Annotated in this window: 10 protein-coding genes; 3 read left to right on the top strand and 7 right to left on the bottom strand. The window is 63.8% G+C overall.

Features of this window, described 5'->3' with window-relative positions; translation table 11 throughout:
- Positions 1-80 precede the first annotated feature (80 nt).
- The 4 genes from NKK47_RS30810 to NKK47_RS30795 form a co-directional block, all read right to left on the bottom strand.
- Positions 81-1,574 (bottom strand): xylulokinase, encoded by a 1,494-nt coding sequence (locus NKK47_RS30810; protein ID WP_352579438.1) that lies wholly within the window; start codon positions 1,572-1,574, stop codon positions 81-83.
- A gap of 20 nt (positions 1,575-1,594) precedes the next feature.
- Complete coding sequence (locus NKK47_RS30805) at positions 1,595-2,917, bottom strand: NAD(P)H-dependent oxidoreductase (RefSeq protein WP_352579437.1); 1,323 nt, start codon at positions 2,915-2,917, stop codon at positions 1,595-1,597.
- 214 nt (positions 2,918-3,131) lie between these two features.
- The gene (locus tag NKK47_RS30800; protein ID WP_352579436.1) at positions 3,132-4,238 is read right to left on the bottom strand and encodes a mandelate racemase/muconate lactonizing enzyme family protein; all 1,107 of its coding nucleotides are present in this window, start codon (positions 4,236-4,238) and stop codon (positions 3,132-3,134) included.
- A gap of 50 nt (positions 4,239-4,288) precedes the next feature.
- Positions 4,289-5,014 (bottom strand): GntR family transcriptional regulator, encoded by a 726-nt coding sequence (locus NKK47_RS30795; protein ID WP_352579435.1) that lies wholly within the window; start codon positions 5,012-5,014, stop codon positions 4,289-4,291.
- Between the two features lie 251 nt (positions 5,015-5,265).
- Here NKK47_RS30795 and NKK47_RS30790 point away from each other — a divergent pair, with 251 nt between their 5' ends.
- Together NKK47_RS30790 and NKK47_RS30785 are read left to right on the top strand one after the other, a co-directional pair.
- Positions 5,266-5,886: a TetR/AcrR family transcriptional regulator gene (locus NKK47_RS30790; protein ID WP_352579434.1), complete on the top strand. Its 621-nt coding sequence runs from the start codon at positions 5,266-5,268 to the stop codon at positions 5,884-5,886.
- Positions 5,828-6,346 carry a cupin domain-containing protein gene (locus NKK47_RS30785; protein ID WP_352579433.1) on the top strand — a complete coding sequence of 173 codons (519 nt, stop codon included), beginning with the start codon at positions 5,828-5,830 and terminating at the stop codon, positions 6,344-6,346. The genes NKK47_RS30790 and NKK47_RS30785 overlap by 59 nt, the downstream gene beginning before the upstream one ends.
- Positions 6,347-6,665: 319 nt before the next feature.
- Here NKK47_RS30785 and NKK47_RS30780 read toward each other — a convergent pair whose 3' ends face one another.
- The 3 genes from NKK47_RS30780 to NKK47_RS30770 are packed head-to-tail and all read right to left on the bottom strand — an operon-like array spanning position 6,666 to position 11,282.
- Positions 6,666-7,820 (bottom strand): efflux RND transporter periplasmic adaptor subunit, encoded by a 1,155-nt coding sequence (locus NKK47_RS30780; RefSeq protein ID WP_352579432.1) that lies wholly within the window; start codon positions 7,818-7,820, stop codon positions 6,666-6,668.
- A gap of 16 nt (positions 7,821-7,836) precedes the next feature.
- A complete protein-coding gene (locus NKK47_RS30775) occupies positions 7,837-11,016 on the bottom strand; it encodes an efflux RND transporter permease subunit (protein ID WP_352452553.1) in 3,180 nt (1,059 codons plus the stop codon).
- Positions 11,010-11,282: a hypothetical protein gene (locus NKK47_RS30770; RefSeq protein ID WP_031211028.1), complete on the bottom strand. Its 273-nt coding sequence runs from the start codon at positions 11,280-11,282 to the stop codon at positions 11,010-11,012. The genes NKK47_RS30775 and NKK47_RS30770 overlap by 7 nt, the downstream gene beginning before the upstream one ends.
- A 253-nt stretch (positions 11,283-11,535) precedes the next feature.
- On the opposite strand from NKK47_RS30770, the gene NKK47_RS30765 reads away from it, so the two are divergent.
- Positions 11,536-12,117, top strand: coding sequence for a TetR/AcrR family transcriptional regulator (locus tag NKK47_RS30765; RefSeq protein WP_031211029.1), 582 nt, complete (start codon positions 11,536-11,538; stop codon positions 12,115-12,117).
- Positions 12,118-12,502 lie beyond the last annotated feature (385 nt).

Genomic DNA, 12,502 nt, shown 5'->3' with positions numbered 1-12,502 from the left:
CAAATCACCTCCTACAGGAAGTGAATCATGAACCACGCCTCACTGGAATCCCTCGCGATTCAAACTGAACGTCCGACGCTCTAGATTTCGCCGAGAGCGCCGAGGCGGGTGTGGATATCGCGCGTCGCCTGGTAAAGGTCGCGGTAGATTTCCTTGCGGCTGCGATAGGCGGCGACAAGCCCGTCGACCGGATCGACATGCCTGGTGGGAGCGGCAGCCATTACCTCTGCTGCGGCTTCCGGCGAGGCAAACCAGCCGACAGCCGCTGCCGCCAGCATGGCAGCGCCGAGTGCGGCGGCTTCGTTGACCGGCGAAACCGAGAGCGGCCGCTCGAGCACGCTTGCCATGATCTGCATTAGCAGCGCGCAATTGGTGCCGCCGCCGGCGGCGATCATCGCCGCCGGTCCGCCGGCCTGGGCTTCCATGGCCTCGGTGGCGACGGCCTGCTCGAAGGCGATGCCTTCCAGGACAGCGCGGAAGAGATGCTCCGGCCGGTGATCGAGCGACAGGCCGACAATGGCGCCGCGCGCCGCACCGTCCCAATACGGGCTCATGACGCCGGCCCAATAGGGCATGATGAGCAGGCCCTCGCTGCCCGCGGCAACATCCAGCGCCACTTTCTCCAGCGCTGCCGCCGAGGGCGAACCGGTGGTTCGCACGATCCAGTCGACCAGCTGCATGCCCGAGCGCAGCACGGTCTCCAGCATGAAACCGGAGCCGGTCGGCGACACCAGCGTGCGAAAGGCGTCCGAGGTTTTCACCTTGCCGGAATAGCAGCCGCTGACCACGCCGGAGCCGAGCGAGAGATAGCTCTTGCCCTCGCCGTAGACGCCCATGCCGAGGCCCATCGCCTGGCCGTCCCCAGCGCCGGCAACGATCGGCGTGCCGGCCCTCAGGCCGGTCAGCTGGGCTATGCTTGCGGAAAGACTGCCGCAGACCACGCCTGGCGCGACCAGCTCGGGTAATTGCTCCATCTGCAGTCCGGCGGCCGCAACGAGGCGGGGATGCCAGGTACCTTTCTCGACATCGAGCAGCCCGAGCGGGTCCGCACTCGCGGTGCTGGTGACCAATCGCCCGGTCAGCCGCTGGACGAAGAAACCGTGCACGTCGACCAGTGCCGCTGCCTGGCGAAGCACTTGCGGCTGGTGCTCGGCAAGCCAGGCAATGGCGTAGAGCGCCGGCGTCGGGTCCGGCGGCTTGCCGCTCCAGTCGCGGATCGCCTCGCGGCCGAGTTCGGCCGAAAGCCTGATAACCTGCGGCCGGGCGCGTTCGTCGAGCCACAGGATCGCCGGGATGAGTGCTTTGCCGGCGCTGTCCACCAGCGTGAAGGTCTCTCGCTGATGGGCGATGCAGATCGCCGCCACCCGCGCAGCGCCGACCGCCTCGGTGACCTGCTTCAATGCGCCAAGCAGCGCCGTCCACCAATGTTCGGCGTCCTGCTCGAAATGGCCGGGCTTCGGATTTGAAAGCGGGTACGGCTCGCGCGCCTGGAACAGCTCCTCGCCGTCGCGCGCGAAGGCAATCGCCTTCACGGCCGTGGTCGAGGCGTCGATCCCGATTACGACATCGTCCATCAGGCGGAGATCCGGCGGGGTCAGGCTGCGTTTGTAACGAACCGTCCGTCCGACTGGTCGAGACGGCGGCGGATCTGGGTTATCACCATCGAATCGTCGGGTACACAATTTTCATAGGTCAGGAAGTCGCCGGTCTTGAGCGGCTTGACCACCTTGGCGCGTTCGGCAAGGCCGAGCGGCAGGGCGCCGCGGGCGCGCGCATCCCCCCAGGTCATGGCGAAGCCGCGGTAGTCATTCTCGCCGATCATGCCGAGCGACTGGCCAACGCCAAGATCGCTCTTGGCGACCGCCACCGCCTCGGCCACAGGATGGTCGAGCGGCTCCATGTCGGCCCGCTTGTAGACCACGGCGCGCGCCGCCGACAGCGGCACTTCCAGGCTGGTCAGATGATAGGGCCGGAAGATCGTGAAATAGGGGCCCTTGCCGACCTTGAGGTCGATCATGCGCTCCAGCACACGCGGATGCCGGGTCTCGATGATGCAGAACACACCGGGCGCCACACCCTTGCCGATCGAGTAATCGACAACGCCCTTGCGATGCAGCACGCCGCCATCCTCGCGCGGGCAAAGCACGCTGGCCAACTCCTCCAGCGTCGCGGTTGGGCCGTGCATGCCCGGCACATCGGGCACTAGGCCGGTCGCATTGGCGATCGCCACCATCTCGATCGCCGTCTTCGAGCCGTCGACGAATTCGACCAGCATGCGCGCATTCATGTTGCGCTCGGCCGCCTCCTTCTCGTAGTCGGCCGGCATGGCGTCGATCTTCAGCGGATTGTTCTTGCCCTTGCCGGCGGCGATGATGTTGAAGCCGAGGCTCTTGGCAAAGCCGATGATCTCCAGCGTGCAGGCCGGCTCGTCGCCGGCCGCACCGGTATAGACGACGCCAGCCTTGCGCGCTTCTTCCTTGAGGAAGCGGCCGATGGTGATGTCGGCCTCGACATTGAGCATGACGATGTGCTTGCCGTTCTTCATCACTTCCAGCGCGAACAGCGTGCCGATATTGGGATTGCCCGTCGCGTCGATGATGACGTCGATCCGGCCGGCCGCCGCCAGCGCATGCAAATCTTCGGTCACCGCGATCTTGCCGGCCTCGATGGCGCGGTCGATCGCGGCCGCATTGCCGGCCTGGACGATGTCGGAACGGTCATGGCCAGCGAGCAGCGCCGCGTCGATCGCTGCCTGCGGCCTGACTTCGGAAATAGCGCCGATCCGCATGCCCGGCATCAGCGCGACCTGGACGACGATGTCGGTGCCCATCTGTCCGGCGCCGGCAAGCCCGATGGTGATCGGCCCCTGCTGTTCAGCGCGCTGCAGAAGTTCCGCTGCAAATTGCGGATGGGACATGTCGCTTCCTCCAGTTCCTGACGCGCCGCAGCGTCCAAATCAACGTTTTGAACATTTCTATTTGCAAATGAAAAATATTTCAACCGGCAATTGGGCATTGTCGCTCTGCAATCGGCCGAAGACGATTGGATGAGCGGTCAATCCACACGGCCGTGCCTCCGCAGTCAGAAGGACGCGGCATATTCAGGATAATTGGGTGCAGCCTTGTTGCAGCTCAGCTGCCGATTTCGAAGAAGGGCGCACCGAACAGGCCGGGAACGACATCGATGCCGAGGCCCGGCCCATCCGGAATGCCCATACGGCTTCCCGAAACCGGCGGCATGTTGGATGCGGTGCGCACCGTCACCCATTCGTGAAAGGCGATGGCGTGCAGCCGGCGCTCCTCCGGCGTCGACAGCGACAGATGCGCCATGGCTGATGTGTCGATCTCGGCGCCGCCAGTGTCCTCGACCGTGATCATGAAGCCGAGGTCGACGGCAAGGTCGCGGATCTGGCGCGTCTTGGTGATGCCGCCGAGGCGCGAGATCTTCAGCGTCAGCCCGTCGGCCGCGCCCTTGCGGTGGATGTCGAGCATGTCGTCCAGCGAGGCGACGGATTCGTCGAGCACCATCGGCTTGTCGAGCGAGCGGCGCACCGACAGGCATTCGTCGATCGTCGTGCAGGGCTGCTCGAACGTATAGTCGATGTTGCGCGTCGCATCGGCGAACTGGCGCGCCTGGTAAGGCGTCCAACCGGCATTGGCGTCGCAGAAGATGACGGTGCCCTTCGGCACGGCGGCGGCGACGGCTGTGACGCGTTCGATGTCGTCATGGACGTTGCCGCCGACCTTGACTTGCAGCCGATGAAATCCTTCCCCGACGATGTGCTTGGCGAGCGCGGCCATCGCGTCGACCGTGCCGTGGGTGACGACTTTGTAGAGTTCGGCCGTCTCGCTTTCGCGGCCGCCAAGCAACGTGACCAGCGGCACGTCGGCGGCGCGCGCCGCGAGATCCGAGCATGCCATGTCGAGCGCCGACTTGATGTAGGGATGGCCCTTGAACACCGTGTCCATCAGCCTGTTGATACTGGCAAGCCCGCGTGGGTCATGGCCAATGAGATGCGGCGCGATCTCGACGACGCCGGCGCGAGTACCCGCAGCGAAGGCAGGCGAATAGAAATTGCCAAGCGGCGCCATCTCGCCCCAGCCGGTGAGCCCGCTATCGGCGATGACGGCGACGATCACCGCGTCGAACGCATCGGCGACACGCCCCTTGGACATGCGGTAAGGCCCATCCACGAAGGGCTGCACGACATGGTAGGCCTTGATGGTTTTGATCTGCACGTGTTCTGTCCGTTGTCTGTGTTCCGGGATGTCCGTCAAATTTGTCGGGCTCAGCCGCCTCTAGGTCGGCCGGCACGATCGGCGCCGGCGCCCTTTGAGCCGCGCTGTTCCAGCCCGCGCGCATAGGCGAGCAGTTCTTCGAAATCCAGGTCGATATGGTCCTTGGCGTGGCGCTGTGCGGCGCGCATGTCGCTGCCCTTGAGCAGCCGAACATAGGTCTCGTGAGCACCTACGGCAGGCACCGGCTCGTTGCGCGCCCGCTGGTGCAACGCGAAATACATCTGCAGCCGGCTGGTCAGCCGTTGCCACGTTTCAAGCAGCACCGAATTGTCGGCCCATTCGTGGATCAGGCCATGCAGTTGCAGCGCCGTTTCGATCTGTCGCGTGGTGTCCAGGTCGCGCGTCGCCTGCTTCACCGCCGCATGGCGCCGGTCGAGTTCGTCGAAGAAGCGCTGGTCGCGAACCGGCCAGGTCCGCTCGATGGCGAACTCGTCGAGCACCTTGTTGAGCGAATAGGCGTCGTCGATGTCCTTGGCGGTGACGTTGATGACGAAGGTTCCGGCGTAGGGAATGCTGGTCAGGATGCCTTCCTGCACCAGCTCGCGCATCGCCTCGCGCAGCGGCGCGCGGCTCACCCGCATCTGCTCGGAAATCCTGAGTTCGTTGAGCTTCTGTCCCGGTTCCAGCTGGCCGGTCAGGATCGCCCGCCGGAGCAGCCCCACGATCTCGGCGCGTCTTGTCGTGTCGGCGATCGGACTGAAATCCAGCTTTGCCATTCGGCTGCTCCAGGGAACCGAAAGCAAGACAAGCAGATTGTCGACAATCTAACAAGAGCTGGATTCGCGATCCTGGAGACATTGGCGCCCTTCCGGCCTCAGCCAGCCTGGCCATGCAAGCCGACTAGGTCCCGGCCGCTGAGCGTCAGCTGGCTTCTCGCAGCGGGAAACGGCCCGGTGCGTAGCCTTCGCAATGTCCATTGACGACTGGGAAGGTTTGTGTCACTAGCAGTGACATGAATTCACAAACGATGACTCAGAAATACGAGAGCCCGCTGCGGGCAGAGCAGGCGCAGGCCACGCGCGAGCGCATCCTCGCGTCCATTCGAACGATTCTGGAGCAAAATCCGTACAGCCTCCTTGGCTTCGATGAGGTTGCCGAGGTTTCGGGCGTAAACCGACGGACCATCTTCCGCCATTTCCCGACGAAGGAAGCGCTTTTGGAGGCCTTTTGGGCCAGCACCAATGCCTCTCTGGGAGTGCGGTTCTGGCCTGAGCGGGAGCAGGATCTGATCGATCTTCCTCCCGACCTTTTCGCCTCGTTGGACGCAATCGAAGGCGTAGTCAGAGCCTCGCATGCGAGCGCTACCGGGCGCGAGATGCGCCTGCAAGCCAATGGTGAGCGGCAACGTGCCTTTCAGAGCAGCCTTTCGCAAGTCGCAAACGCAATGGACCCGAAGGCGGCGCGCCAGCTTGAGGCCGTGATCCAGCTCCTGTTCAGCGCCACTGCCTGGCAGACGATGAAAGACTACTGGGGTCTTACCGGCCGTGAGGCCGGAGAGGCAGCCGCCTGGGCAATTCGCGCCTTGCTCAATGCGGCAAAATCGCAGCAAGGCGCTGTTCGAAAGGAAAAAGCAAGTGACTTGGCATAAGACCAAAGCGACGGTCCATCCGACCGATTCGGTTCAAGGCTTCTGGGTGATGGGCGATCAGGTCGCTGTCCGGGCAAAGCTCGCTGGGACGGCACTCAACGTGATCGACGTCACGGTACCTCCTGGAAGCGGCACGCCGCCCCACACGCATCCTTCCGCGGAAATTTTCCGCATTCTCGAGGGCACCCTCACGATATGGACAATGATCGATGGGGTCGCGCAAGAATATGAGGTGGAACCCGGTGATGTCGTCACCATTCCGGGCAACGCACCCCATGGCTATCGCAATGCTGGTCCCGTGCCGGTTATTTTCATGGCGATCGTCGACGACGAGATGATCGCATTCTTCGAAGAGGCTGCATCCAAGGACGCGCCCTCCGGCCCGCCGACCGCTGGCATGATTAGCCGCGTGATCGAGCTTACCGGACGCCACGGGATCCGTATCCTGCAGGCGGCCTGACCGGCGAAACGGTTGCGCCAGGATTTGACCTGGAAGACGGTGCCTTATGCCGCCTAAATCCAGCAGTCCATCCAACCAGGTCGAAGCGGGCGTTCGCGCGAGTGATACGTGTGGCCGCGACAAGCCGTCGGCTGGATGGATGTCTCGTTTGCTGATCCACAAACTGCCTTCACAGTTGGAGAGCGCCTCTATGCTGCCATCGTCGCCAGAGCCGCCGTTCGCACTACGGCTTGAATCGGCCGTGTCGAAAACATCAGCAAAAACGGCGCCCTTGGCGTGGGAGCCGAGGGCGCCGCGGGACCGGACCTGATGGGGGTTATCAGGTGGCCGGTTTCTCGGGCAGCGGCGAGACCGGCATTCCCGGGCCGATCTTCTGCAGATTCCCGGTAATCACCCGGTCGCCTTCGGCCACACCGCTCAAGATGGCGACCTGATCGCCATTGGTCGGTCCGAGCGAAACGATACGCTGGTCGACCGTGTTGTCCTTGCCGACGACATAGAGGTATTTGCCGAGCTGGCCTGAGCCGAGTGCCGTCTGCGGTACCATCAGCGCATCGGGCTGCTCTTTGACGTGCAGCCGGACGCGGACATATTGGCCGGGCAGCAGCGTGAACTTGCCGTTGCCGACCGTCGCCCGTGCCGTGATCGTGCCGGTCGAGCGATCGATCGTGTTGTCTATGAAGGTAAGATCGCCCTTCTGGCGCGGTTCCGTTTCACCGGGAAGCAGGACGTCGACACTGATCGGTCCCGCGGCCCGGGCTTCCTCGATCTGTGTCAGGTCCGTTTCGCTCGGATTGAAGGTGACGTAGATCGGATCGAGCTGCACCAGCGAATTGAGCACCGTGCCGGCGACGCTGACCAGCGTTCCAACGGATGCTTGGCTGCGTCCGATGCGTCCCGCGAACGGGGCACGGATTTCGGTATAGCTCAAATTGAGCTCGGCGGTCCGCAAGGCGGCCTGGTTCACGGCAAGCGAGGCCTGAGCCTCACGCAAGGTGCTGGTGCGCTGGTCGAACACGTCCTTGGCGAGATAGCCGCTCTTGGCGAGTTCGCTGCCGCGCCCGAGATTGGAGCGCGCATAATCGAGCGTCGCCGTGTCGCGCTGGATAAGCGCCTTCGCCTGCTCGAGGGCAGCCTGGAAATCCTCCGGCGCGATCTTGTAGAGAAGGTCGCCCTTCGCAACGTCGCTGCCGTCGGTGGCGACCTGCTCTTGCAGATAGCCCGGCACGCGCGCCTGCAGCGTGATGCTGCGGATCGGCTCCACCCGGGCGGCGTAGTCGAGATAGATCGGGATCGTCTTCTTGACGACGCTCACCACCGGCACCGGCATGACAAAGGCTTCCGGCTTGGGGGTTGCCGCCCCGGCTGTGCCGGCGTTGAGGCTGAGGCTGCCCATGTCGAGCAGGTGAACGCTCGCCACCGAAATGGCCCCAAGGGCGACGGCCGTTCCCAGCGCGATTTTCCATTTACGCATGATCAATTCTCCAGTCCTATTCAGCCGCTTCGGCCAATGGCTCGAAGGCGGGTTCGGCAGTTGGTTGTTCGGTCGCTTCGGAAACCGGTTCGCTCTCGCTGCGGCGCTCGCGCAGCTGCTCGATCACCGCATAGAAGACCGGCACGAACACCAGCGACAGGATCGTCGCCGCGACCATGCCGCCAAAGACGGTGGTGCCGATCGACTGCCGGCTCGCCGCACCTGCACCTGTAGCGAACATCAGCGGCAGCACGCCGAGGATGAAGGCGAAGGCGGTCATCAGGATCGGTCGCAGCCGAAGCCGCGCCGCTTCCATCGCGGCGTCGACGATGCTGAGGCCTTCTTCGCGCCGGCGCCGGGCAAACTCGACGATCAGAATCGCGTTCTTGGCCGCCAGTCCGATCAGCATGACGAAGCCTATCTGCGAATAGACGTCGATCTGCATGCCGCGCAGCCACAGCACGACGAATGCACCGAACAGTGCGAGCGGCACCGCAAGCAGCACCATGAACGGCATCGCCCAGCTCTCATATTGCGCGGCGAGGATCAGGAAGACGAAGACGATCGCGAGACCAAAGACGACGGATGCGATCGATCCTGCCTTGAGCTCCTGATAGGTGATACCGGTCCATTCGTAGCCGAAATCTCTCGGCAACGCCGTGGCAGCGGCACGTTCCATTGCCGCCACCGCCTGGCCGGACGAAAAGCCGGGGGCGGCGCCGCCATTGATCAGGGCCGACGCATTGTTGTTGTAGTGCGGCACGGTCTCGGGGCCGACGACGGGCACAAGCTTGCCCAGCGTGCTCAGCGGCACCATGCCACCCGACGCATTGCGGACATAGAGCCGCGAAATGTCGGCCGGACCGGCACGAGAATCCTTGTCGGCCTGGATCGTCACCCGGAAGGTGCGGCCGAACAGGTTGAAATCGTTCACATAGAGCGAACCGAGATAGATCTGCAGCGTATTGAACACGTCCGGCAGGTTGAGCCCGAGCAGCTTCGCCTTGGCGCGATCGAGATCGTAGTTGAACTGCGGCGTCGAGGTCGAGAACGACGAGAACAATTGCTGCGGGTTGAGCTCGGGCTGCTTGCGCGCCTCGGCAATCACCGCTTGCGTCGCATCGTTGAGCGCCACGCTGCCGCGGCCGGTCAGGTCCTCGACCTGGAACTCGAAGCCCCCGGTGGTGCCAATGCCTGGGATCGACGGCGGGTCGAAGCTCAGCGCAAAAGCCTCTGGAATTTGCAGCAGCTTGTTGCGCACGTCGGCGACGAGCTTAGACGCGCTCTGATCGGGGCCGCGTTCGTCCCATGGCTTCAGGATAGCGAATTCGACCGCCGAATTCGACTGCGCGGCACTGGTCAGGAAGTTCAAGCCGCTGATCGAGCCGACGATGTCGACGCCGGGCGTGTTCTGCAGGATGTCGCGTGCCTTTTGCGCCACCGCGTCGGTGCGTTCCAGCGAGGCCCCGTCGGGGAGCTGGATGACGACGAAGAAATAGCCCTGGTCCTCGACCGGAAGGAAGGTCGAGGGCAGGCGCTGCCAGACGAAATAGGTCGCGACAAGTCCGGCCGCGAACACGCCAAGCATGATCCAGCGCAGGCGGATGAGAATGCGCACACCATTCGCATAGGCATGCGCCAGCCGTTCGAAGCCCATGTTGAACCAGCGGAACAGCACGAACTGCGTTTCCGGCCGGTGGCGCAGGAAGGCGGCGCTGAGCGACGGGGTAAGCGTCAGCGAGACGAAGGCCGAGATGCCGAAGGAGATCGCCACAGTCAGGGCGAACTGGTTGTAGAGCCGGCCGGACACGCCGGGAATGAAGGCGACCGGCACGAACACGGCCATCAGCACGGCGGTCGTGGCGATGATCGGGCCGGTAACCTCTGCCATCGCGGTACGCGTGGCAGCCAGCGGTTTGAGGCCGGCCTCAAGTTGGCGTTCGACATTCTCGACGACGACGATGGCGTCGTCGACGACGAGGCCGATCGCCAGCACCATGCCGAGCAGGCTGAGCATGTTCAGTGAGAAGCCAAGCATATGCATGACGGCCAGCGTCGCCACCAGCGACACCGGAATTGCGATCGTCGGGATGATCGTGGTGCGCCAGCTTTGCAGGAAGATGAACACCACGGCGACGACCAGGACCAGCGCCTCGCCGAGCGTGATCAGCACGTCGTGCATCGAGGCCGAAACGAAACGTGTCGTATCGTAATGCATGGCGTAGCTGACGCCCTTCGGGAAACGGGCCGACAGCTCCTGCATCTTGTCCTTGACGCGCTGCTGCAGATCGAGCGCGTTGGAGCCCGGCATCTGGTAGACCGCGAGCACCACCGTCGGGTCCTTGCCGAAGAAGGCCGACGAAGAATATTGCAGCGCGCCGAGCTCGATGCGCGCAACGTCGCGCAGCCTGACCAGCGAGCCGTTGGCGGTATTGGCCCGCACGACGATGTCGCCGAACTCCTTGGGATCGCTCAGCCTGCCGACGGCGTTGACCTGCATCTCGAAGGCGGTGCCGGCCGGAGCCGGCGACTGCCCGATCTTGCCGGCCGCCACCTGGACGTTCTGCTCGGCGACGGCGTTCTGCACGTCGACGGCAGTAATGCCGAGATTGGCGAGCTTGTCGGGGTCGAGCCAAATGCGCATCGAATAGCGCCGCTCACCGAAGATCTGCACGTCGCCGACGCCGGGCAGGCGCTTCAGCGGATCGACCACCTGCAAGTAGGCGAGGTTGCTCAGCGCGACCGGGTTGACGGAACCGTCCGGCGAGGTGAGGTCGACGATCAGGACGAAGTTCGGGTTCTGCTTCTTGATCGTCACGCCGCCCTGATTGACGATGGCCGGCAACGAGGAAGCCGCCTGCGAAACGCGGTTCTGGACGTCGACGGCCGCCGTGCTCAGATCGTAGCCGACGTCGAAGGTGATGGTGATCGTCGAGGAGCCGTCATTGGAGCTCGACGAAGACATATAGGTCATCCCCTGGACGCCGTTGATCTGCTGTTCGAGCGGCGTCGTCACCGTGTCGGCGACGACCTGCGCGCTGGCGCCCGGGTAATGGGCGCTGACCACGACCTGGGGCGGCGTGATGTCGGGAAACTGCGAGACGGGCAGGAGGAAATAACAGATCCCTCCGGCGAGCACCATGATGATGGCGATCGCCGACGCAAAGATCGGACGATGAATGAAGAAGTTTACCATGATATGCACGCCTCGCCCGATGCTCTGGCCCGGCCAAACGCCCTGGCTACCCTGGAAAGCCGCCGGCTGCGTGTTGAGCCGGAATCTTCGAGAAAGCCGAAATCTTCAAGGCGGCGCGGCGCATTGCGGCGCTCGGCCTGTTCGTCCGCCAGCGCACGCAGCATCGCCTCGAAGGACCGCGGGTCGACGCGGTCGGCCTTCATCAGCATGCGGATCATCGGATCCCTCACGACTTCATCGATCGTCAGATCATTGCGCTGCGACATCGAAGCGGCTCCTGGTTTTTGCTGATCCGCGGCAAGCCGCGGATCGGGTGTTTTCTTGCTCGCCGGCCGGGCCCGTAAGGTGCGGTTCGTCCCCTTGCCGATCGGGGCGGGGTTGATGGCCGGCACTTGCGAGTTTGACATGATGCAATGCGGGTGTTACAGGTAAGTAACATCTCTAACGTTACAGACCGGTAACACCCTAGTCAAGAGGTGCGCCGAGGGAATTTCGGGAAACGCAATCACGGAGGTTTTGATGACAGACGGTGTTGTGGAGCGTGTTCGCCCCCGGGACAGGATCCTGGAGACGGCACGGGACATGTTTCACAAGCATGGCATTCGCGGCGTCGGCATCGACGCCATCACTGAGGCGGCCGGCACCAACAAGATGACGCTCTACCGGCATTTCGAGTCCAAGGACGACCTGATCATCGAATGTCTGCGGGCGACCGCTTGCAGCGCCAACGCGATGTGGGAAAAGTTCGAGGCCGAGAATCCGGGCGACAAGCTGGCGCAGCTGCATGCCTGGGTCCGGATGGCGGCCGATTGCCTGATGTCGGATCGTCGCGGTTGCGACATGGCCAACGCCGCCATCGAGCTGAGCGAGGCCGATCATCCGGCAAGGCAAGTGATCAAGGAACTCAAGGAAGCGCAGCGCGAGCGTCTGGTCTCGCTGTGTCGCGATGCGGGTATCGGACAGGCCGAGCTTCTCGCCGATACGCTGTCGCTTCTGCTCGAGGGCGCCCGCGTCAGCCTGCAAAGCGTCGGCGCCGAGGGCCCGAGCGCGCAGTTCGTCCGCATGGCGGAAGGCCTGATCACGTCTTTCAGGGCCAGATAGTCTCGCAAGCGGCGAAACGATACGTGACGTTTCGATTGCGGGCCGCGCCGCCGGGTGATGTCTCGTCCCATCGCGATGTGCCATCTCGCGTCTCCTGTGCCGATCCTCCGCACCATGGCCGGCGCGGCATTGATTGCTGGTCGTGAGGCAGGATAGGGCCGCCGGCGAACCGGTGAGAGTGACAAGTGTGACAGGATTCTGCCCGACAAGCCGCGGCGGTCGCAGCGAAGCTCATCGATCCGCGGATCAGCAAACGTGTCCGGTGCTGTCCCGACCGCAAGCATTGGCCGCTATCCCGGAGCCGGAACAAAAAAAGCCCGCTGCCGGGAGGAGGTGGCAGCGGGCTCGATTTCGAATACGGCACGGGAGGAGGTGTACCGCACTC

The sequence above is a fragment of the Mesorhizobium sp. M0019 genome, from assembly GCF_040323975.1.
Lineage (GTDB): Bacteria > Pseudomonadota > Alphaproteobacteria > Rhizobiales > Rhizobiaceae > Mesorhizobium.
Note: the sequence above shows the minus strand (reverse complement) of the source record. Positions and strands in the feature narration are given on the sequence as shown.